The organism is Glaesserella sp. (assembly GCF_041817755.1).
Classification (GTDB): Bacteria; Pseudomonadota; Gammaproteobacteria; order Enterobacterales; family Pasteurellaceae; genus Glaesserella.
In genome coordinates, this window is record NZ_JBGYBX010000055.1 from 26,661 (window position 1) to 47,629 (window position 20,969).

Consider the following 20,969-nt stretch of genomic DNA (forward strand, 5'->3'; position numbering starts at 1 on the left):
TCTCTCGCGATATTTATGACAATACAAAAACAAGCGGGTAGATTTGCAAATTATTTTACTAATCTACCCGCTTGTCTCAGTTAAAAGACTTTTTTGAACGGCTTGACAATCACCTCGCCGTATACGCCGGCTTCCACGTAAGGATCCTCACTCGCCCACTGCTTCGCCGCCTCCAACGAGTCAAATTTCGCAATGACGGTCGACCCGGTAAAACCGGCGTCTCCCGGATTTTCATCGTCGATTGCCGGATTCGGTCCCGCCGTCAGTAAACGATCTTCGGCTTGCAATTGTTGTAAGCGCGCTAAATGTTTTTCACGTACGGCTAAACGCTTGGCAAGCGTACCGGGAATATCTTGAGCAAAAATAACGTAATACATAGTTTATCTCCGTGTTAGGGTTCAAGTAAGCCGAGAGCTTGGTCTAATTCAGGGTTGTCTTCACGCGGAATCGGACGGGGTTTGCCGTTTTTGTCGATGGCGACGAAGGTAAAGAGCGCTTCCGTTACACAATGGCGATCCCGTACGCCTTCATACACTTTTTTAATCCACACTTCCACTTTGACCTGCATGGACGTACGACCGACTTTGACGCATTTACCATAACAACAAACGACGTCGCCGACCGATACGGGGCGTAAAAAGCTCATGCTGTCAACGGATACGGTGACCACTCTGCCTTTTGCCAATTCTTTGGCTAAAATAGCGCCGCCCATGTCCATTTGCGACATAATCCACCCGCCGAAAATATCGCCGTTCGCATTGGTGTCTGACGGCATGGCGAGAGTTCGTAAAATCAATGTGCCTTCCGGGGTTCGATTCGATTGATTAGTTTTCATTGCCTTTCTGCTCTTCCTGCTGTTTTAAATAAGGATATAAATAAAATCCGGTTACGATCACGGCGGCAAAACTCAAGCCGGTTAATCCGAAGACTTTAAAATTTGCCCAAGCGTCATTCGAAAAAAATTCACTGATGATAATATTAATGATCATACAAAGGATAAAGAAGCCTGCCCAGCCGAGGTTAAGCTTACTCCAAACCGCTTGCGGAAGCACCAATTCTTTACCTAATAACATTTGTACCAGTGGCTTCTTAAAGACAAACTGGCTAATCAATAGTGCAACGGCAAACAAGGCATTCACCAAGGTGACTTTCCATTTCAGAAAAGCCAAATCATTAAAATAGGCGGTAAGTAAGCCGAAAAAAACGACGGCAATCCCCATAATCCATTGGTTTTTCTCAACTTTCTTATACAACACTTTTAATACGGCAAACTGTACAATGGTTGCGCCGACTAAAACCAATGCCGCTTCTTGTACACCGTATGTTTTGTACACAACAAAAAAAAGAATTAGCGGAATAAATTCAAGTAACTGTTTCATATCTACTGATTACCCCGGCATTCGACGATAAACCTGATAAAAACGGAAAGCGAAAATGGCGGTAAATGTTCCCACCAATCCGCTAAAGAGCGCAACCAACAAACCGGTCGGCTCATTGATCCGCCCGATCATTGCACCTAACAAAATCGGCATTACATAAGCGATAAGACAAAAAAGGAACATCATGCTCATTTTTCCACGGGTTAGCCCCCAAGTAAATTTAAGGGTTTCCGATACACGCATTCTCGGCTCCTCAACTAAGTAGGCGTAAGGGGCTAAATTTAACTTCACGAAAATATAAATACCGGAGAGCATTAACGGTAGTATCAAAATCGCCAAACCGGCATCCGCTTGCCCGACGGTTCCGCCGAATGAAACGCCGATTGACAGGGGTAACACCATGACAATATTGATCAGCATTAACGGTAAAAAGACTTTAACCGCATCGCCGATATGCCGGAAGAAATGCTGATACCCTCCGTCATTAATGGCTTTAATGTTCAAAATAATTAAGGCGTTCGCCAAAATATTCAGCAATGCAAAGAGAATCGCCGGCAGAATTAAAATCAACAGCCCGCTCGCATCAAGACTTTGTACATGTTGAGGCACCGCCGATTTCGGCATGATGTAATGACTTGTCAGTTGCAATATCATCAACAAACCGACGGAAAAAAGGGAAAACGGTAATTGATTACGCATGAAGTTCCAACTGTCTTGTAATAAGTCGGGAAATTTAATCGGCATTCTGTGATCCTTTAAAAGAGAAGTAACGAAAATGTTGCAAAGTATAGCAACTGTTAAACCACTTCGCTATTGTAGATTTTCATCAGTCCGTTACAATGTTATCCATTTAAGTCAGCGAACGATTTATTACCTTTTACTATGTACACGACTTTACAAGCGGGACAACGTTATCTGAATACGTTTCCGAATCAGAAAAAATTGGGGCTGTTTATGCCCGATTATCGCTTTATTCGATTAGTGAAATTCGCTTCTCGTTTTATGCCTGCCTTCGCCTGCTTTGCTCTGATTTGGCAATATTTTTTCCATGACCCGGAACAATCGGTGCTGGCCAATGCGACGTTGACCTCCTTTTTTGCCCTCAGTATTCCGTTCCAAGGACTCTACTGGTTAGGAAAACGGGCAAAATCACCGTTACCGCTTTCGTTACTTAAATGGTATGAGGAATTACGTCAAAAACTTATCCGTGAAAAGCATAAAATCACCGATCAAGCGGTGCCTTCTTATCAAGATTTTGCAAATTTGCTCCGCCTTGCCGAAGAGACGTGGGGAGACAGTTATTTTAACGAACTGTAAATGACGATAAGCAAAAGGGCATCCTACGATGCCCTTTCGTTTAGTTGATATTGAATGCTTCCGTATAAGGAATAATACCCTTCTTCAAGAGTTTCGGTACGCCGCTGTTGTAGTGGGTGCCGAAGCGCAATTCAAAATTGACCCCGAATCGGTTGTCATAGTAAAAGTCGTTAATCGTATCGCTCTTACCCGTCGGAGTCGCGGTTAAACGACGTGCCGTATAAAGCGTGGTACTCCAACAGCAAGTACTATAGGTGATCCCCAATTGACTTTCGACCGGTTTACTCAATGCCAAATCATGATAATGGCTGACCATCATCGCCACATTATCGGTCACTTCCCAACCGACGACCGCCCCGATCTGTTTAATGTCTTGCCCGTACCTATTACTACTCAAGTTTTGGTCAATGTAATTTTTACTTGCATAACGGTAGTTTAACTGAATGACATTGTTTTCTTTCGGCTTATATTGCAATGACATATTCGTCAACGAGGTTTCGTTTAAACGCGTATCGTATTGATAACTGCCGTGCCAGTTCCATTGCGGGTGGAATTTCCAGTTGGATTCCAATGACCATGACGAAGAACGCTTCGCCGTTGTATTTTCCGACGTACTGTCTACTTTTGACGGCGTAATATAGTAAATTTGCCCCGCACTAAAGTTAAACACCTCATCACCCGTTTTATCGCTAAAGAAACGGGTCGTTCCGCCTAAGGTAAATTGGTTTGCCGAGGCGATACGGTCTAAACCACTGTAACGGCGATCATTAAATAACGAATAATAATCTTGCTGCAATAAGGCGGAATCGTAACCTAAACCGAGACTTTGCTGACGTCTCGAACCGATATAGCGTTGGTTACGGTAAGTTCGGTAAAGGTATTGCGCTCTCGGTTCCAACACTTGGGTAAAGCCGTTAAATAACTGCTTATCCGCTTCCAATGTGGTTTTCAGATCCACTTTGAATTGTGGAATCATACGCGAAACACTGCGTTCAACCTCTTCCGCATCATTTGCCGTTCCTTTTTTCTGTAAATATTGTGTGGCATAGAATTTGGTTTCGATGTCAAGGCTACCGAACCGGTTGGCAAACGGGAAATTAATTGACGGTTCCGCATGGAAACGCCATGCCGTCGGCATCGTTTTACTGTCATTATCAAAATGTGAGATCTGAGCAAAGAAAGCAAAATCACCGTTTCTCACCAATTCATTTTTATAGTAGTTGAAATCAATTTGAGGAAAAACCCGATAAGGTTTGATGCCGGAATCATCAAAAGTCTGGAATTTTTTAGCCGCAATGGAAATATTATAGTTCGGTTGATAATAACCTAATTTAAATTGCTGGGTTGCATAACCGTCCGTACTGCTTCCGTAGTCCGAGTCAAAATCCGTAAAATAACGTCTGTCACTGACACGGGTATAATCCGCCGAAAAACGCCAATTACTTAAGAAATTCACATTGTGTTTCCAAAATAACAAATAGCGGGAGCGATTCTTTTCGGTCCATTCCGATAAACGATCTTTGTTTAAATATTCCGCTGCAACGGTGCCTTCTCCAAGAAGGTTTAAATAACGGAATTCCGGTTTCCACTGCCAACCGCGTTTGGAATAGTATACCGGCGTGAGGGTCGCATCCATTGTCGGTGCAATATTCCAATAAATCGGTTGGGAATAGCTGACCCCGTCGCGACTGGAATGTCTCGCGCTCGGAATCAATAAACCGGAACGGCGACGATCACCGATCGGGAATTGTAGGTACGGCGAATAGAATACCGGCACACCTTTGACTTTAAAACGGGCATGCCACATTTCGGCATACTCTTCTTTCACATGCTGAATCATCTCGTTCGCTTCAACGGACCATGAATCATCATCCGGTAAACAAGAGGTGAAACTGGCGTTTTTCATAACACGGGTTCCCTCACCAGCCACCGCATTTTCCGATGTTCCTCGCCCTTGGCGACCGACTAATTGATAACTCGCACTGCCTAACTCGGCGGTATTATCGACAAGATTCACTTTTGCATCATTACCCGACGCCTGAATTAAATTATCTTTATAATCAAACTTACCCGTCACATAAGCATTACGCGTATTTTCGCCTTGTTGTTCTACGCGAACCTGCTCCGCCCAAAGCGAACGATTCCCTTGTTTAACGGAAACATCGCCGGTATACGTCGCATCCGTCGGTTGATTAATCACAGCACTATCCGCTTCAATATAAACGGGTAACCGGGTTTGATCACCCTGTACAATCTCCCCCTGAAATTGCGGTACGCCCAATAAACATTGGCTTTTTAAATCGGCAACCGCATAGTTACTGTAACATGCCGCCGACACGGCAAGAGAAAGTAAGCTGTAATGATGTCGTTTCATACCATTATCCTATTGCATTTCAATGTGAAGACACATGATCTGCGTCTTTGCAAAAAATTATCCGAAACCGACCGCTTGTAAACGTCGATTCGGTAAAAAGGCGGTTAAATAATTCGCGAAAATTGCTGTCTTTTTGCTTGCTGTCTCGAATAAATATCAAAACACATACAAATATTTCGGATCAACAAGCGACCGCGAGGTGAAACCACGATGCTTTTTTCACCGATTTCAAGCAACCCGTCTTTTGCCAACGGTGCCAATAACGTTAAGTCTTCCGAAAAATACGTTTTAAACTCAATCTGATATGCGTTTTCTATAGGGGCATAATCTAATTTGAAATTACAAATTAATGCTTTAATCACATCACGCCGCAAGCAGTCGTCTTTCGTCATGCTTAGCCCTTTATGTAACGCAATGCCCCGCATTTCCACTTCGGCATAATATTGTTTCAGTTCTTTATGATTTTGCGCGTAGCTGTCACCCAGCAAGCTGATTGCCGAGACGCCCATGCCCAATAAATCGGCATCTTCTTGTGTGGTATAGCCTTGGAAATTCCGATGCAATTCCCCTTTTTTCTGCGCCACGGCGAGTTCATCATCCGGTTTGGCAAAGTGATCCATCCCGATAAAGGTATAACCGGCTTGATTTAACGTCTCGATCGTTTGCTGCAAAATCGCCAATTTTACTTCCGGCGGCGGGAGCATATCGTCTTTGATTTTGATCTGTGCGGCAAAACGGCTCGGTAAATGCGCATAGTTAAACACGCTCATTCGGTCCGGATTTAACTCAATCACTTTTTGCAACGTAAACATAAAACTGTCTACCGTCTGTTTCGGCAAACCGTAAATCAAATCAATATTAATGGAAGCAAAACCGAGGGCTTTGGCACGTTGCATCAATGCGAAAATAAACGCTTCGTCCTGCTCACGATTGACTAATTTTTGAACTTCTTTATTAAAATCCTGAATCCCCATGCTGATTCGGTTAAAACCAATCGCACGCAGGTGATCCAACATGTCCAATTCAATTTCACGCGGATCCATTTCAATACTGATTTCCGCCTGTTCGCTGACATTAAAATGCTTTTTCAACATCGCCATTAAACGCAATGATTGTTCTTCGTCCAAATACGTCGGCGTACCGCCACCCCAATGGATTTGGGTCACGGTACGGTGTTTAAATAATGCCGCTCGGTATTTAATTTCTTTCTCAAGATAATCTAAATAAATATCGACTTTATGTTGATGACGGGTAATGATTTTATTACATGCGCAAAAATAACAAAGCTTATGGCAAAACGGAATATGAACGTAAAGCGATAACGGTTTGTTCGGGTAACGCCCGGCTGCCGCGATGAAATCATCATCGTTATAAGATTCACTAAATTCCAATGCCGTCGGATAAGAGGTATAACGCGGACCGGATTGGTTATATTTTTGGATAAGATTTATATCCCAAATAATTTCTGACATTGACTTGCCTACTTCAACTCTTGTTGGAATTGTTCTACGTCTGTAACTAATTGACGAAGTTCCGTTTTAATTTGTTGTGCTAATTCCGCTTCTTTGGCTTCACGCTCTAAATCCAATTTCATGCGTTCGTTACGTTTTAATTCTTTACGCGCGTCTAAAATCGGCATCGATTCCACCACTTGATACAGCGCCCACATTGCAGGATATTCACTGAGCTTTTTACCTAACACATCCAGCAACGGTTTTAGACGCAATACGCCCTCCGAAAGATCACACTGATCCGAAAGCATCGCTCGAATAATGATCTCGATACTGCCTGCGATATTTCGATAACGTTCATGCTTTGCCTGTAACAAATGTACTTTCTGCTTTTTCAACTTCCAAAACAAAAACACCGCATAACCTGCCATCGAAAGCACGATCAATACCGCTAAAATAATCAAAAAAAATCGAATGATCATCTGCTTATTTTCCGTGACGCCATCATTGAATTAACGGAATTTATTAATATCCATGGTTTCAAACTGACGAAGTAACGCATCCTCATCTTCGTCGTCTTCATAATCAATCCCCAATTCCGTCATCAATTCATGAATGCGATCCAAGCATTCATCCACAAATTGCTGATCTTTCGCCGACAAGGTTTTACCGGCTTCCAACTCATCTAAAAACTGATTGAGGCATTCATTGTTTTCCAATTGTTCCAATTCGTCTTCCGCCGATAAACGTTTCGGTTCCACCGGCACCGGCTTAATGATTTTACCTTTTTCCGGTTGGTTGACGAATTCCACCATTAATGGCACTTTTTTGCGGCTGCCGATACGCGGATCTTTAATTTCTTTGCTTTCCGCTTTCTTACTTACTATCCCTTCGGTGGTACGTGAACCTGACGGCAAACCTTTATGTTTACGCTTTTTCTTTTCTTCACGGGCGGCAGCGTCCAATTCATAACGGGACGGTTTACGGTTTTTTGACGGTTTCGGGGTTTTCTCCTGTTCGTAAGGTTTTTTCTCTACCTTACGCGCAGGCATAATATCGGTAATTCTACGCGTTTTCTTTTGGCGACTCATAAATAATCTGCTTCAATCTAAATTAAAATAAGTCGGGATTGTATCACATCTGTCGGGAATGAAAAATTGGGTTTATGGAATAATGCAAGCGGTGAGATCTTTCAATAAATTTGCAAACAAAAAGAAAAAACGGCGTATCGGCGACACGCCGTTTGGCTATTCACTACGCCAAATCAACGTAGCCATTCTGCCCGTCCGTTTGTCCCGACGATAGGAAAAGAAATGTTCGCGATCGGTAAACGTACAATAATCACCGCCTGAAATATCAGTTACACCTAATGCATTCAAACGTTGACAGGCAATTTGGTAAAGATTACCGAGAAACTTACCGCTTGCAGACGGGTCGACGATGAACGCTTGTGAAGCCGACGGATCAACCGCACAAAACTGATCAACGACTTCCCGTCCGACTTGAAATGCGGTCGGACCGATAGCCGGCCCCAGCCACACACGAATGTCCGACGGTGCGCATTTAAACTCGGTAACGGTCGCCTCAAGAATACCATCGCACAATCCGCGCCAGCCGGCATGCGCCGCCGCCACTTCTTTGCCGTCGCTCGAAGCGAAAATAACGGGCAAACAGTCTGCCGTCATCACCAGGCAAACTTGGTTCGGTTGATCGGTATATGCCGCATCCGCTTCCCTCTCATTACCGCTATAAGGCAAACGAATTACATGCGTACTGTGGGTTTGCGTCAGATACAGCGGTGCTTGCGGTAAGTTGGCATGCTCGACCAGTAACGCCCGATTGCGTTGAACATGGCTCGGGTCATCATTGACATGATCGCCCAAATTCAGCCCGTCAAAAGGCGGACGGCTTACACCACCGAGGCGTGTTGTGGTAAACGCCTGCACGAACGGCGGCACGCGCCATGTCGGATAAATATATTTCATACGAATTATTTTCTGACCGCAATCGCTTCAATTTCCACACCGACATCTTTCGGTAAACGCGCGACCTCCACGCAAGAACGCGCAGGGAATGCCGGATGATGATTTTCACGGAAAAACGCTTCATATTCCGCATTGACCGTCGCAAAATCGTTCAGATCTTTGACAAATACCGTGGTTTTCACAATGTCCGCCACAGTTAAGCCCGATTGTTCGATAATAGCTTTGACATTTTCCAAAGATTGACGCGCTTGCGCACGAATCTCCGTCGGAATCTCACCGGTTTGCGGATTGACCGGAATTTGTCCGGAAGTCAACACTAAATTGCCTAAATCCACGGCTTGCACATAAGGACCGATTGCTTTCGGTGCTTGTTCGGTATGAATGATTTTCGTCATAAATATTTCCTCAAAAATAACGGTGAACACAATACGGAGAGTTTGAAAGGTTTTTCACGCTTTGTAAATAGCATATAATGGCAAAATATCAATGAAATCTAACCGCTTGTAAAGAGAGACTATGAGTATCAACGTTACTGAAATCGTATTACACCAACTTCACCAAGGGGAAGGAGAATCCCCCGAACTCACCACTGTTTTAAGAGAGAATTTATTGGCTGTCAGCCCCGAGGCGGAACAGATGATGTTGCAGCTTCACCAAGCCTATCAGAGTAAAGCAAAAGCGTACGGTATCTTTCAAGCCGAATCGGTCTTTGCCCGACAACTCAACCGTTTATTGGAAAATGAAACAGAGTTTCTCCCGTTCAGCCACAGCTGTGCCAAAATGCTGGCGACCGAGTTGGCAAAATATCCGTTTGCGTCGGGCGGCACCTTCATTTTATGCCGATACACGTTTTTAGCGACCGAATACCTTTTTATTGCTCTGATTGACAGCCGTACTTCGATATTGGTTGACGAACAATTAGAGGTCAAACGGACGCAATATTTAGATATTACTCAATACGATATTGCCTGCCGTATTAATTTAACCGAGCTGAACGTTGATGCCCAATCGAATCGTTACCTTACCTTTATTAAAGGACGAGTCGGCAGAAAAGTGGCAGACTTTTTTATGGACTTTTTAGGCGCGGAAGAAGGATTAAACCCGCAGGTACAAAACCAAACCTTACTCCAAGCCGTGAGCGATTACTGCGAACAAGGTGAATTAAACAGTACCCAAACGCAAGCGGTCAAAAAGCAAGTGTTCGATTATTGTAAAGGGCAGATTAACAATGGCGAAGACATCGCCCTGCAAGAGCTTTCGGCGGCGATGCCGACGCTCAATGAGCAAGATTTTATCGGTTTTACCCAAACGCAAGAATATGGTTTGGAAGAGAGCATTCCGCCGGTGCGTAATGCGTTGAAAACCTTAACCAAATATGCCGGTTCGGGGAAGGGAGTAACCATCAGCTTTGATGCCGAATTATTAAGCCAACGCATTATTTGGGATGAACTAAATGATACTTTGACTATCAAAGGGTTACCCGCCAATTTACGCGATCAACTCGAACGCAATAAATAATGGTATTTTTATTGGGCTTTCGGTATGATCTGCCGAAACATCAAACATAAAAAGGATAACAACGATGAAAATAAACTCTTTGATTGCCGTGTTACTGCTTGCCGTCGGTGTCAGCGCGTGTTCCACCGTCAAAAAGGTGGTATACCGTATCGATGTACCGCAAGGTAACTATTTAGAACAGGATAAAATCGATCAAGTGCAAGTCGGCATGACGAAAGAACAAGTTCAATATTTACTTGGGGCGCCGGTATTAAAAGATGTGTTTAATGAAAACCGTTGGGACTATGTCTTCATCAACCGTAAAGGGCATGAAGAGCCGATTCAACACACGTTGTTCGTTTACTTTGACCAACGTAATCTCGTAAAAGAAATCAAACTCGACAAACCGCTCTCACCGGCGACAGCCGAATAGTGTCACAAGCGGTCGGATCCCGGCGTAATTTTGCAAATTGTTCGTCGGATCGTACCGCTTGCTTGAGTATCTCGATAAACAAAAGGGTATCTGCCGATACCCCTTTCCGTTTAGGTTCTCAAATCATTCGCTTGTTGCAACAAATTACGGCTTTCCTTTAAAAATTGTTCGGAGTAATCACCGAACCAGCGGTGAACTTTCTCAAAGGCATCAATAAAGCCTTGTTTATCATGTTGTGTGAAAAAGGCCAAACTTTGCGCAAAACTTTGTTGAAGCGATTCGATTACCGCTAAATTTTCCGGTTTGTCCGCAATGATATCCGCATATAATGCGCCGTCTTGTGCAAACAAACGCCCGATCATCGCCAATTCCAAACGGTAAATCGGCGAAGAAAGCGCCAATAATTGGGATAATTTCACCGGCTGCTGAGACAAATGTAAGCCGTAAGCAAAGGTGGAAAAGTGGCGCAGCGCTTGAATATACGTCATGGCATGATCGTGTTCATGAGCATCAATTGGTTCAATTTTTGCCCCCCAAATTTTCATTTGTTCCAATAACCAGTAATAGCGCTCGGCGAATCTCCCGTGGCAACAAGCAACCACTTGTTTTGCCATGCTGGCGATATCCGGTCCGAACATCGGATGCAGCCCGACAACGGCACCCTCATGCACCTCTAACATTTTCGCCAACGGCTGAGCCTTGACGGAAGTCAGATCGGCCAAAATCATGTTTTCATGAAGATAGGGCTTCAACCGTTCAATCGTCTCCAACGTTTTATCGATCGGTACGCATACAATGACGACATCCGCACCATCAATAATCGTCTCCGCATTTTCCCAATCTTGACTGCCTAACACATCAACCGTATAACCCGATTGACTGAAATAGCGGGCAAACAGACCTCCGAGCTTACCACGACCACCGACCACTACAATTTTACGGATGGCCGGATTTGTGGCTTTGAAACCGTGCTTGTTTTCATTGGCGTAAGATTCCCGCATTACCCGACGTAAAACGTCTTCAATCAGATCGGGCGGAATTCCCTGCTTTTCCGCTTCTTGACGACGGGCGTTAATCATGGCGGCTTCACGCTCCGGCGCATAAATCGGCAGACCGTGTTCATGCTTGATTTTACCGACTTCCGCCACTAGTGATAAACGCGTTGCCAACAGTCGAATAAGCTGCTGGTCGACCAAATCGATTTGTTCGCGTATAGGATTTAACGGATTCATACTCTTAATGTCTCTGCAAAGCGGGTCAATAACGCTTCCGTTGTTTGCCAATCAATACACGCATCGGTAATGGAAACACCATATTGCATTTGCGCAAACGGCTGTTCGGAAGATTGATTTCCGGCAAATAAATGACTTTCAATCATCAAACCAATGATGGATTGATTACCGTTGACAAGCTGTTCCAATACATTTTCCGCAACCAGCGGTTGACGACGGTAATCTTTATTCGAATTGCCGTGGCTGCAATCAATCATAATCGCTTGCGGCAAGCCGGCTTTTGCCAAGGATTGCTCACATTCGGCAACATGTTGTGCATCAAAATTCGGGCTTTTACCGCCACGTAAAATCACATGACCGTCCGGATTACCTTTAGTGGTTAACACCGTAACCTGCCCCTCTTGGTTGATACCGATGAAATTATGCCCTTGAGCCGAAGCCTGCATTGCGTTGATCGCTACGGCTAAATTGCCGTCGGTTCCGTTTTTAAATCCGACCGCCATCGATAACCCTGAGGCCATTTCACGGTGGGTTTGTGATTCGGTCGTTCTGGCACCGATCGCCGACCAGCTGAACATATCGGCTAAATATTGCGGACTGATAGGATCTAATGCTTCCGTTGCCAAAGGTAAGCCTAATTCGGCAAGATCCAAAAGTAATTTACGGGCAATACGCAAGCCGTTCACCACATCAAATGAGCCGTCTAAATTCGGGTCGTTAATTAACCCTTTCCACCCGACCGTTGTACGCGGTTTTTCGAAGTAAACCCGCATAACAATGTAAAGTTTATCTGACACTCTATCCGCTAACGCTTTTAATTTTTTACCGTATTCAATGGCAGCAATCGGATCATGAATGGAACACGGACCAACGACAATGAGTTGACGCGGATCACGTTTATGAATGATATCCGAAATGATTTTACGTGATTCTTCAATCTGTTTGCGTAATTTTTCCGAAAGCGGATATTCCGCTTTTAGCGCTTTAGGCGTCATTAATACATATTCATCGACGATGTTGACATTATGTATGCTGTCTTGGTTGACCACAGTGTTCATTTTTATTTCCTATAGATGTAAAAAAATCAATACAGTGTAATTTACTGGTTTATGCCCAAGCTTTCAACTACTTTTTGTTTCACGACATCGACGGTAATCAATTTCATCCAGTCTTTTCCTTTTGCTTTTGTCGCCCAAGGTAATTCTTGCCATGCCTTGCCGTAACTTTGTTGAACGGCTTCGTCATAAACGGAAACAACATTATCCAAATCTTGATACGGACCGGTGCGACGGGGATTATGGATCGCGTATAAACCGATCACCGGTGTATGTTGTGTCGTCGCAATATGCGCCGGACCGGAATCGGAGGAAAGTACCAAATCCGCTTGTCGGATTAAACCGGCAAGCTGTTTTAAATTCGTTTTACCTGCAAGATTCAGGCTATTTGGTGCAAGTTGATGAATTTTAGCGGCAGTTTCCAATTCATAAGGAGACGGGGAGCCACAGATAATCACATTGATATTATGCTGTAACACAAATCGTGCAATTTCCGCATATGCTTCCGGCGACCAATCCTTTTCTTTTTTACTTGAACAAGGGGCTATCACCAAATTTTTTCGCTGCTTATCGATAAACTGCGCCGAATAAGTCAAATCCACATCGCTGATCGGCAAATTCCATTGTGGCGTGAGATCTTGCACGCCAATCGCTTTGGCAAACATCATTTGACCGTCCAACACATGCGGACAAGCGGTCTGTTCCACCTTAACATTTGTAAAAAGCCACTGCCCCTCTCTGGCACGATCTTTATTGAAACCGACTTTGGTTTTCGCCTTAATTCCCAAAGACAAAACGGACGCTCTCAGTGCAGTTTGCAAATTTAACAACACATCGAACCGCTTGTAACGCAGCTGTTTCCATAACGCCAATATACCTTTCCAACCGGATTTTTTATCATAAGTTATCAGCTGTACGTTCGGGATCCCTTGCATAAGCTGAGCTTCCGTTTTGCCGATGATCCAGGTAATTTCAGCTTGCGGATATTGCCGTTGGATTGCCTGAACAACAGCCAAGGTATGGCACACATCACCAATTGCAGACAGTCGCAAAATACAGATAGATTGAGGTACTTTCATACAGATTCCTTATAAACATTTTACCGGTTTGGGGAGCCCTGCAATTTTGGTCGCTTGTTTTGCCGGACCGTCAGGAAATAAACGTTGCAAATAACGGCTGTTGCCTTTTTCTTCACCGAACTTTTGCGCTAACGCTTTTACCAACATGCGGATAGCCGGTGAGGTTTTGTATTCTTGATAAAAATCTCGGACAAACCAAATAATTTCCCAATGCGCTTCCGTTAACGCTAAATGCTCTTTTTCAGCAATGACTATTGCAAGTTCTTCAGTCCAATCGTCGATGTTTTTCAAATAGCCGAATTCATCGGTGGGAAATTGTTGATGATTAAGCTCAATATAATGAATCATAGCGGAATAGATAAGTAATAAAAAATGCCACATTATAGTGGCATTTTATTAAAGAGAGAAAGGATTAGTCGTCGCTACCTAATACACCGAAAAGCTGTAAGAAGCTGACAAACAAGTTATAAAGTGAAACGTATAAATTCACGGTTGCCAAGATGTAGTTGGTTTCACCACCATGAATAATGCTGCTGGTCGTTAATAAAATCGCCGCACTGGAGAAAATGACAAATAATGCGCTGATAGCCAAACTTAATGCCGGAATTTGTAAGAAAATATTGGCAATTACACCGACAAGTAAGACGACGAATAAGGCAATCATCATACCAGATAAGAAGGACATGTCTTTCTTCGTTGTCAACACATAAGCGGAACACGCAAAGAATACCGCTGCAGTTGCCCCGAACGCTAATGCGACAACATCTCCCAAACCTGCACCGATATAGGCATTTAAAATCGGTCCTAAGCTATAACCTAAGAAACCGGTCAGCGCAAACACGCTCGCAATACCGGCTGCGCTGTTTGCCGTCGCACTGGTTAAGAAAAGTAATCCGTAAAAACCGATTAACATTCCCCACCACGGTAAACTTGGTAAATTCAACGCCATTGCCGCTATCGCAACAACAGAAGAAAACGCTAAAGTAAGCGCTAATAAAAAGTAAGTGTTACGCAGTACTTTGTGGGTACTGATTAATGATTCACCACGACGGACGCCCGTGACTAAACGATCTTGCATAGATTCTCCTGTTAAATAAACGTTGTTTTAGTGTAAAAAACGGTGAATAAATTACCATAACCGCCTTTAAAGTCAATGGATAAAATCAGGGCGCCTCACTTGCGCCCTTTCGTATCACAAATTATTGAACAGCCACAATTCTCTCGTCTTGATAATCCACCATCACATCTTTATTCGGTAATAATTTACCGGACAAAATTTGCTGTGCGAGCGTATTTTCAATCTCTTGTTGAATCGCACGTTTAAGCGGTCTGGCACCGAATAACGGGTCGAAACCTGCCGCACCGATATGATCCACCGCTGCATCCGTCACCGTTACATGATAACCACGTTCCGCCATGCGTTTAATTAAACGTTCAAGTTGGATTCTGGCAATTGCACGAATATTTTCTTTATCAAGCGGATGGAACACCACGGTTTCATCAATACGGTTAATAAATTCCGGTCGGAAATGTTTTGCCACTACGGTCATCACCACTTCTTTCATTTCATCGTAGGTCATTTGCTCCACATTTTCTTGGATCAAATGCGATCCCAAGTTTGAGGTCATAATGACGACGGTATTACGGAAATCCACGGTTCGACCTTGTCCGTCCGTTAAGCGACCGTCATCAAGCACTTGTAATAAAATGTTGAATACATCCGGATGCGCTTTTTCCACTTCATCCAATAAAATGACGGAATACGGACGACGACGAACGGCTTCGGTTAAATAACCACCTTCTTCATATCCTACATACCCCGGAGGTGCGCCCACCAAACGAGACACGCTGTGTTTTTCCATAAATTCGGACATATCTATACGCACCATGGCGTCTTCACTATCGAACAAGAAATTCGCCAACGTTTTGCAAAGTTCGGTTTTACCCACCCCGGTCGGACCAAGGAATAAGAAGGAACCAATCGGACGATTCGGATCCGATAACCCGGCTCGGCTACGGCGAATCGCATTTGCGACCGCATCTACCGCCTCAGCCTGTCCGACAACCCGTTTGTGCAACACATCTTCCATACGAAGCAATTTTTCTTTCTCGCCTTCCATCATTTTCGCAACCGGAATACCCGTTGCACGTGAAAGCACTTCGGCAATTTCTTCATCCGTTACCCGCGTACGCAATAATTGCATACCGTTGTCTTCGGACTCATGTTTTTCCGCTTCGCGCAGTTGTTTTTCCAATTCAGGAATCACACCGTATTGTAACTCCGCCATTTTTTCAAAATTGGCTTCGCGACGCGCCTGCTCCATTTGAATACGGGCATTTTCCAATTTTTCTTTAATGTGTTGTGTGCCTAGTAATGCTGATTTTTCAGCTTTCCACACATCTTCAAGCTCGGCATACTCACGTTCGCGAGCGGTCAGATCTTCACTTAATTTTGCAAGTCGTTGACGGCTGGCTTCATCATCTTCTTTCTGTAACGCCTGTTGTTCCAATTTTAATTGAATAATTCGGCGCTCCAAACGATCCAATGGTTCCGGTTTGGAATCAATTTCCATACGTAAGCTGGAAGCCGCTTCGTCAATCAAGTCAATGGCTTTATCCGGTAATTGGCGGTCGCTGACATATCGATGTGATAATGTCGCTGCGGCAACAATTGCCGGGTCGGTAATTTGTACATGGTGGTGAATTTCATAACGCTCTTTTAAACCGCGTAAAATCGCAATCGTATCTTCAACACTCGGCTCGTCCACCAATACTTTTTGGAAACGACGCTCAAGCGCGGCATCTTTTTCAATATATTGACGATATTCGTCAAGGGTTGTTGCCCCGACACAGTGTAATTCGCCGCGAGCCAGGGACGGTTTTAACAAGTTCCCCGCATCCATTGCACCGTCCGTTTTACCGGCACCGACCATGGTATGAATTTCATCAATAAACAAGATCACTTGACCTTCTTCTTTTGCGAGTTCATTTAATACGGATTTCAAACGTTCTTCAAATTCACCGCGGTATTTGGCACCGGCAATTAACGCCCCCATGTCTAACGAAAGTACCCGCTTGTTTTTCAGTCCTTCCGGCACTTCACCGTTGACAATACGCTGTGCCAGCCCTTCGACAATCGCCGTTTTACCGACCCCCGGTTCACCGATCAGTACCGGATTATTTTTCGTACGGCGTTGTAATACTTGTACCGTCCGACGAATTTCTTCATCACGACCGATCACCGGATCCAATTTGCCTGAGCGGGCGCGTTCGGTTAAATCTATCGTGTATTTTTGTAATGCTTGACGGGTTTCTTCCGCATTTTGGCTGTTCACGCTATCCCCTCCTCGAATTTGGTTAATTGCCGTGGTGACTTTTTCTTTTGTTAATCCAAATTGTTTTAGCAATTTGCCTAATTCATTATCATCTAATGCGGCAAGTACAAACAATTCCGATGAAATAAAGCTATCACCGAATTGTTGCGCCAACTTATCACATTGATTTAACAAACGAATCAGTTGTTGTGACGGCTGTGTATTCCCTCCGCTGACTTGCGGCATGCGCTTAATCACGGCTTCTACTTCGCTGATCAGCCGAGCAGGCGCTACATTCAACACGGTAAATAAAGGGGCTACGGAGCCGTCTTGCTGTTTAAGCAAAGCAAGCAATAAGTGCGCCGGTTCGATATAAGCATTGTCTTTTCCGACGGCTAAGGATTGTGCTTCTGCAATGGCGGATTGAAATTTGCCGGTAAATTTATCGATATTCATAGTTTCCTCTCAATTCTGTTAATTAAATGATACTGACATCGAGGTTTTCCTCGTTTGACGAAACTATAAATTGGGATTGTCAAGGGGATTTCAAGAGAAAATGTGAAATAGATCACAAAATCTTTGTAATACGTGAGGTAAATAACAAGCGGTCTGATTTGAGCGGAAATTTGCAAAATGTCGCTCAAATCAGACCGCTTGTAGCGAGAAAAGGAAATTAACGGATGATTCCACGCGTAGAGCGTTTGAAGAAATCTAAGAATAAGCTGATTGCCGCTTCCGTTTTGGCATACTGTTCGATTTCCGGGATCACTTCTTCCAATGTTTTTCCGCTACGATAAATTAATTTGTACACGTTGCGAATAGCGTGCATCGTCGCTTTTTCAAAACCGCGGCGTTTTAACCCTTCCAAGTTTACGCCGAACGGCTGGGCATGGTTACCTTGCGCCATAACATACGGCGGAACATCTTGGCTTACCATCGAACCGCCGCCAAGCATCACGTGCGAACCAATCACCACGAACTGGTGAATCGCTGACATTCCGCCGACAATGACAAAGTCATCTAAAGTAACATGACCTGCCAAGGTACCGTTATTGGCAATAATACAGCGGTTGCCGATTTGGCAATCATGAGCAATGTGACAGTTAATCATGAATAAGTTGTCGCTTCCGACTTTTGTCACACCGCCACCTTGCACGGTACCACGATGAATCGTCACGCTTTCACGAATGCGGTTACGATCGCCGATCACCGTTTTGGTCGGCTCGCCTTGATATTTTAAATCTTGGTTGATCTCTCCGATACTGGCAAATTGGAAAATATGGTTATCTTCCCCGATTTCCGTATCGCCTTGAATGACAACATGGGAATGAATTTTTGTTCTTGCGCCGATTTTAACGTCTTTACCTATTACACAAAACGGACCGATTTCAACATTCGGACCAATTTTCGCACCTTCCTCAATTACCGCAAGAGGGCTGATTTTTGCTGAAGAATCAATTAGTTGCATAGGAGTAATTCCTCTACTCTCGAGTGGATATTATTTGCGGGCACACATTAAGTCTGCTTCACAAACGACTTTACCGTCAACAAATGCTTTCCCTGTAAATAAGCTGATACCTCTGCGCTCTTTCAAGAAATTTACTTCGATCAGCATTTGATCTCCCGGTACGACAGGACGTTTAAAGCGGGCGTTATCAATCGAAGCGAAATAATAAAGTTCGTCTTCTCTTAACTTGCCGTAACTTTTTACTGCCAACACTCCCGTCGCTTGCGCCATGGCTTCCAAAATTAATACGCCCGGAAAAATAGGCTGTGTCGGAAAATGCCCGGTAAAGCACGGTTCATTGACGCTGACATTTTTCACTGCTTTAAGCCATTTGCCTTCTTCAAAGTCCACAACGCGATCGACCAATAAAAACGGATAACGATGCGGAAGCATGGTCATGATTTCAGTTACTTCGATAATTCTTGGTTCTCTGTTTTCTGTTTGTACTTCAGTTGTCACTCTAGACCTCTTAATTACGCTTTAATTAATACATTATTCTGCCAAACGCTTTTCAACTGCTTTGAGGCGTTTATTCATTTCATCAATATTCATGGTCAATGCTGCGGTTTTACGCCATTCTTTATTCGGTTGCAACGGAATACCGGAAGAATAAATGCCTTTCTCGGTAATCGGTCTCATCACCATGCCCATACCGGTAATAATTGCACCGTCACAAATTTCCATATGACCATTGATTACGCTTGCTCCACCGATCTGACAGAAGCGCCCTACTTTGAGACTTCCCGCCATAATCACACCGCCGGCAACCGCCGTACCGAAGCCGATATGAACATTATGGGCAATTTGGCAAAGGTTATCAATAATGACATTGTCTTCAATGACGGTAGAATCTAAGGCTCCACGGTCAATACAGGTGCAAGCACCGATTTCCACTCGATTTCCGATGATAACGCCGCCGGTTTGCGGAATTTTAATCCATTGACCTTTGTCATTGGCATAACCGAATCCGTCACTGCCAATCACGGCGGAAGATTGAATTAAACAATCTCTCCCGATTTGCACGTTATGATATACGGTTACATTTGCCCAAAGCTGGGTTCTTGCACCGATTTTCGTGTTTTTCCCGACAAAACAACCGGCACCGATAACTACATCATCGGCAAGTTCGACACCACTTTCAATGACGGCATTTGCACCGATCGAAACATTATGACCTAATTTTGCCTCCGGAGAGATCACTGCACTCGATGCAATGCCTTGAGCGGCTTTAGGCGTGCTATCCATATATTGCGCCAATAATGCATAAGCGACGTAAGGATTTTTAACGATGATGAGATTTTGATCTTCCCGACAAAATTCAACGTCCCCTTCACTTACAATGATTGCTCCCGCTTGGCTTTCCGCTAATTGGGGGCGATACTTTGCGTTTGAAATGAAGGTAATATGTGACGTATTTGCCTTTTCTAAAGGCGCAATACTTGAAATCACTAAATCGGCTTCACCTTTTAAGGTGCCGCCGATTTGCGCCGCTAAATCAGATAAACGGAAATTTGCCATTATTTACTCGCTGCCGGTTGAGCCGGCGTTTCATCAGGTTTGGTATCGTCCGATTTCGGTTTAATTACACCGCCTAACGCTTTAAACACCTCTTCGGTTAAATCATTCGCTTCATTTTGCGTATAAAGTACAGCGGTCGAATCCAATACTAATGTAAAGCCTTTCGCTTTTGCCGTATCGGAAATCGCTTTTTCGACTTCGGCGACTACGCTTTGTTGAATCTTAGCTTGCTTTTCGGCCAATTCACGTTGAATACCGCCAAATGTTTTTTGGAATTCTTCCACATTTTTTCTAAACGCAGCTTCACGTTTTTGAATAGCATCCACTTTATTTTGGAACGCTTTACCTTCTGCATTAATGGCATCTTGACGTTTCTTAATCTCTGCACTACGTAGTCTAGGCGCTTCTTTTTCTAATGCGGCAACTTTCTTCTTCATGGATTCCGAAACACTTTTTTCCTCTTCTTGCAATTTTTTTGCATCAGCGGCTAATTTTTTCTCTTCTTCCTCTAATTTTTTTTCCGCCTCGGCAAACTTAGCTTCTTCCGCCTTCATTTCTTTGACGAATTCAGAATTCGGATCCGTCAATAACGGGTGATTTTGTACTAAAAAATTAGGATTTGCGTATGCGATATTATCCGATGCATTGACTGCATTTGCGCTAAAAACAAGCGCTGCCGCTACTGTTGAAACTTTAAACAACTTTTTCATAAAATGTCCTTCTTAAATTGTTATAGAATAGATTTTAAATTGAACCCTGCGATACCTCATGATTCTTTTACGAATTTAATGACATGTATTATCGCAGGTGTTCAAACGTTGATATTAA

At 43.9% G+C, this 20,969-nt stretch carries 23 protein-coding genes; 3 read left to right on the top strand and 20 right to left on the bottom strand.

From position 1 onward, the window contains the following. Positions 1 to 80: 80 nt before the first annotated feature. From ACEYKX_RS07990 to ACEYKX_RS08005, 4 genes are read right to left on the bottom strand one after another with little or no spacing between them, the layout of a single operon-like run. Entirely contained in the window at positions 81 to 377 is a 297-nt protein-coding gene (locus tag ACEYKX_RS07990; RefSeq protein WP_373766457.1) for a YciI family protein, read from the bottom strand. Positions 378 to 391: 14 nt separating this feature from the next. Then, on the bottom strand, positions 392 to 835 hold the full coding sequence (gene yciA / locus ACEYKX_RS07995) for an acyl-CoA thioester hydrolase YciA (RefSeq protein ID WP_373766456.1): 444 nt from the start codon (positions 833 to 835) through the stop codon (positions 392 to 394). Next, complete coding sequence (locus ACEYKX_RS08000; RefSeq protein ID WP_373766455.1) at positions 825 to 1,379, bottom strand: septation protein A; 555 nt, start codon at positions 1,377 to 1,379, stop codon at positions 825 to 827. The genes yciA and ACEYKX_RS08000 overlap by 11 nt, the downstream gene beginning before the upstream one ends. 9 nt (positions 1,380 to 1,388) lie before the next feature. Then, positions 1,389 to 2,123, bottom strand: coding sequence for a hypothetical protein (locus ACEYKX_RS08005; protein ID WP_373766454.1), 735 nt, complete (start codon positions 2,121 to 2,123; stop codon positions 1,389 to 1,391). 138 nt (positions 2,124 to 2,261) lie between these two features. Between ACEYKX_RS08005 and yfbV the strand changes: the two genes are divergently transcribed. Then, positions 2,262 to 2,696 (top strand): terminus macrodomain insulation protein YfbV, encoded by a 435-nt coding sequence (gene yfbV, locus ACEYKX_RS08010; protein WP_373766453.1) that lies wholly within the window; start codon positions 2,262 to 2,264, stop codon positions 2,694 to 2,696. A 40-nt stretch (positions 2,697 to 2,736) separates the two neighbouring features. Here the strand turns inward: yfbV and lptD are convergent, their stop codons facing one another. The 6 genes from lptD to ACEYKX_RS08040 all read right to left on the bottom strand — a co-directional run bounded on the left by lptD (position 2,737) and on the right by ACEYKX_RS08040 (position 8,901). Next, entirely contained in the window at positions 2,737 to 5,070 is a 2,334-nt protein-coding gene (gene lptD, locus ACEYKX_RS08015) for an LPS assembly protein LptD (RefSeq protein WP_373766452.1), read from the bottom strand. 104 nt (positions 5,071 to 5,174) lie between these two features. Then, positions 5,175 to 6,542 (bottom strand): oxygen-independent coproporphyrinogen III oxidase, encoded by a 1,368-nt coding sequence (hemN, locus tag ACEYKX_RS08020; protein WP_373766451.1) that lies wholly within the window; start codon positions 6,540 to 6,542, stop codon positions 5,175 to 5,177. Between the two features lie 8 nt (positions 6,543 to 6,550). Continuing rightward, positions 6,551 to 7,000, bottom strand: a complete 450-nt coding sequence (locus ACEYKX_RS08025) for a DUF2489 domain-containing protein (protein WP_373766565.1) — start codon at positions 6,998 to 7,000, stop codon at positions 6,551 to 6,553. Positions 7,001 to 7,033: 33 nt separating this feature from the next. Beyond that, positions 7,034 to 7,612, bottom strand: coding sequence for a Der GTPase-activating protein YihI (yihI, locus tag ACEYKX_RS08030; protein WP_373766450.1), 579 nt, complete (start codon positions 7,610 to 7,612; stop codon positions 7,034 to 7,036). Between the two features lie 156 nt (positions 7,613 to 7,768). Then, the gene (pgeF, locus tag ACEYKX_RS08035) at positions 7,769 to 8,506 is read right to left on the bottom strand and encodes a peptidoglycan editing factor PgeF (RefSeq protein ID WP_373766449.1); all 738 of its coding nucleotides are present in this window, start codon (positions 8,504 to 8,506) and stop codon (positions 7,769 to 7,771) included. 5 nt (positions 8,507 to 8,511) lie between these two features. Further along, on the bottom strand, positions 8,512 to 8,901 hold the full coding sequence (locus ACEYKX_RS08040) for a RidA family protein (RefSeq protein ID WP_373766448.1): 390 nt from the start codon (positions 8,899 to 8,901) through the stop codon (positions 8,512 to 8,514). 121 nt (positions 8,902 to 9,022) lie between these two features. On the opposite strand from ACEYKX_RS08040, the gene yejK reads away from it, so the two are divergent. Both yejK and bamE read left to right on the top strand, forming a co-directional pair. After that, the gene (gene yejK / locus ACEYKX_RS08045; protein WP_373766447.1) at positions 9,023 to 10,024 is read left to right on the top strand and encodes a nucleoid-associated protein YejK; all 1,002 of its coding nucleotides are present in this window, start codon (positions 9,023 to 9,025) and stop codon (positions 10,022 to 10,024) included. Positions 10,025 to 10,088: 64 nt separating this feature from the next. Then, a complete protein-coding gene (gene bamE, locus ACEYKX_RS08050) occupies positions 10,089 to 10,436 on the top strand; it encodes an outer membrane protein assembly factor BamE (protein ID WP_373766446.1) in 348 nt (115 codons plus the stop codon). Between the two features lie 110 nt (positions 10,437 to 10,546). Here the strand turns inward: bamE and tyrA are convergent, their stop codons facing one another. From tyrA to ACEYKX_RS08100, 10 genes are all read right to left on the bottom strand, one after another. Beyond that, complete coding sequence (gene tyrA / locus ACEYKX_RS08055) at positions 10,547 to 11,668, bottom strand: bifunctional chorismate mutase/prephenate dehydrogenase (protein ID WP_373766445.1); 1,122 nt, start codon at positions 11,666 to 11,668, stop codon at positions 10,547 to 10,549. Continuing rightward, entirely contained in the window at positions 11,665 to 12,726 is a 1,062-nt protein-coding gene (locus ACEYKX_RS08060) for a 3-deoxy-7-phosphoheptulonate synthase (RefSeq protein ID WP_373766444.1), read from the bottom strand. Before ACEYKX_RS08060 ends, tyrA begins: the two co-directional genes overlap by 4 nt. Before the next feature lie 41 nt (positions 12,727 to 12,767). Continuing rightward, on the bottom strand, positions 12,768 to 13,802 hold the full coding sequence (locus ACEYKX_RS08065; protein ID WP_373766443.1) for a glycosyltransferase family 9 protein: 1,035 nt from the start codon (positions 13,800 to 13,802) through the stop codon (positions 12,768 to 12,770). A 9-nt stretch (positions 13,803 to 13,811) separates the two neighbouring features. Further along, on the bottom strand, positions 13,812 to 14,183 hold the full coding sequence (locus ACEYKX_RS08070) for a TusE/DsrC/DsvC family sulfur relay protein (RefSeq protein ID WP_373766442.1): 372 nt from the start codon (positions 14,181 to 14,183) through the stop codon (positions 13,812 to 13,814). Positions 14,184 to 14,214: 31 nt separating this feature from the next. Further along, the gene (locus ACEYKX_RS08075) at positions 14,215 to 14,880 is read right to left on the bottom strand and encodes a Bax inhibitor-1 family protein (RefSeq protein WP_373766441.1); all 666 of its coding nucleotides are present in this window, start codon (positions 14,878 to 14,880) and stop codon (positions 14,215 to 14,217) included. Between the two features lie 121 nt (positions 14,881 to 15,001). Next, entirely contained in the window at positions 15,002 to 17,572 is a 2,571-nt protein-coding gene (gene clpB / locus ACEYKX_RS08080) for an ATP-dependent chaperone ClpB (protein WP_373766440.1), read from the bottom strand. Between the two features lie 217 nt (positions 17,573 to 17,789). After that, on the bottom strand, positions 17,790 to 18,584 hold the full coding sequence (gene lpxA / locus ACEYKX_RS08085) for an acyl-ACP--UDP-N-acetylglucosamine O-acyltransferase (protein WP_373766439.1): 795 nt from the start codon (positions 18,582 to 18,584) through the stop codon (positions 17,790 to 17,792). A gap of 30 nt (positions 18,585 to 18,614) precedes the next feature. Next, the gene (fabZ, locus tag ACEYKX_RS08090) at positions 18,615 to 19,082 is read right to left on the bottom strand and encodes a 3-hydroxyacyl-ACP dehydratase FabZ (RefSeq protein ID WP_373766438.1); all 468 of its coding nucleotides are present in this window, start codon (positions 19,080 to 19,082) and stop codon (positions 18,615 to 18,617) included. Between the two features lie 33 nt (positions 19,083 to 19,115). After that, positions 19,116 to 20,141, bottom strand: coding sequence for a UDP-3-O-(3-hydroxymyristoyl)glucosamine N-acyltransferase (lpxD, locus tag ACEYKX_RS08095; protein WP_373766437.1), 1,026 nt, complete (start codon positions 20,139 to 20,141; stop codon positions 19,116 to 19,118). Beyond that, on the bottom strand, positions 20,141 to 20,851 hold the full coding sequence (locus ACEYKX_RS08100) for an OmpH family outer membrane protein (protein WP_373766436.1): 711 nt from the start codon (positions 20,849 to 20,851) through the stop codon (positions 20,141 to 20,143). Before ACEYKX_RS08100 ends, lpxD begins: the two co-directional genes overlap by 1 nt. Positions 20,852 to 20,969 lie beyond the last annotated feature (118 nt).

Excerpts from the sequence above, each read along its gene's own strand:
- tyrA (WP_373766445.1), bottom strand. The coding sequence starts at position 11,668 with ATGAATCCGTTAAATCCTATACGCGAACAAATCGATTTGGTCGACCAG.
- yihI (WP_373766450.1), bottom strand. The coding sequence starts at position 7,612 with ATGAGTCGCCAAAAGAAAACGCGTAGAATTACCGATATTATGCCTGCG.
- ACEYKX_RS08070 (WP_373766442.1), bottom strand. The coding sequence starts at position 14,183 with ATGTGGCATTTTTTATTACTTATCTATTCCGCTATGATTCATTATATT.
- bamE (WP_373766446.1), top strand. The coding sequence starts at position 10,089 with ATGAAAATAAACTCTTTGATTGCCGTGTTACTGCTTGCCGTCGGTGTC.
- ACEYKX_RS08065 (WP_373766443.1), bottom strand. The coding sequence starts at position 13,802 with ATGAAAGTACCTCAATCTATCTGTATTTTGCGACTGTCTGCAATTGGT.
- clpB (WP_373766440.1), bottom strand. The coding sequence starts at position 17,572 with ATGAATATCGATAAATTTACCGGCAAATTTCAATCCGCCATTGCAGAA.
- ACEYKX_RS08005 (WP_373766454.1), bottom strand. The coding sequence starts at position 2,123 with ATGCCGATTAAATTTCCCGACTTATTACAAGACAGTTGGAACTTCATG.
- lpxD (WP_373766437.1), bottom strand. The coding sequence starts at position 20,141 with ATGGCAAATTTCCGTTTATCTGATTTAGCGGCGCAAATCGGCGGCACC.
- ACEYKX_RS08000 (WP_373766455.1), bottom strand. The coding sequence starts at position 1,379 with ATGAAACAGTTACTTGAATTTATTCCGCTAATTCTTTTTTTTGTTGTG.
- ACEYKX_RS08060 (WP_373766444.1), bottom strand. The coding sequence starts at position 12,726 with ATGAACACTGTGGTCAACCAAGACAGCATACATAATGTCAACATCGTC.
- ACEYKX_RS08100 (WP_373766436.1), bottom strand. The coding sequence starts at position 20,851 with ATGAAAAAGTTGTTTAAAGTTTCAACAGTAGCGGCAGCGCTTGTTTTT.
- yciA (WP_373766456.1), bottom strand. The coding sequence starts at position 835 with ATGAAAACTAATCAATCGAATCGAACCCCGGAAGGCACATTGATTTTA.
- hemN (WP_373766451.1), bottom strand. The coding sequence starts at position 6,542 with ATGTCAGAAATTATTTGGGATATAAATCTTATCCAAAAATATAACCAA.
- yfbV (WP_373766453.1), top strand. The coding sequence starts at position 2,262 with ATGTACACGACTTTACAAGCGGGACAACGTTATCTGAATACGTTTCCG.
- pgeF (WP_373766449.1), bottom strand. The coding sequence starts at position 8,506 with ATGAAATATATTTATCCGACATGGCGCGTGCCGCCGTTCGTGCAGGCG.
- ACEYKX_RS07990 (WP_373766457.1), bottom strand. The coding sequence starts at position 377 with ATGTATTACGTTATTTTTGCTCAAGATATTCCCGGTACGCTTGCCAAG.
- ACEYKX_RS08040 (WP_373766448.1), bottom strand. The coding sequence starts at position 8,901 with ATGACGAAAATCATTCATACCGAACAAGCACCGAAAGCAATCGGTCCT.
- lptD (WP_373766452.1), bottom strand. The coding sequence starts at position 5,070 with ATGAAACGACATCATTACAGCTTACTTTCTCTTGCCGTGTCGGCGGCA.
- lpxA (WP_373766439.1), bottom strand. The coding sequence starts at position 18,584 with ATGCAACTAATTGATTCTTCAGCAAAAATCAGCCCTCTTGCGGTAATT.
- yejK (WP_373766447.1), top strand. The coding sequence starts at position 9,023 with ATGAGTATCAACGTTACTGAAATCGTATTACACCAACTTCACCAAGGG.
- ACEYKX_RS08075 (WP_373766441.1), bottom strand. The coding sequence starts at position 14,880 with ATGCAAGATCGTTTAGTCACGGGCGTCCGTCGTGGTGAATCATTAATC.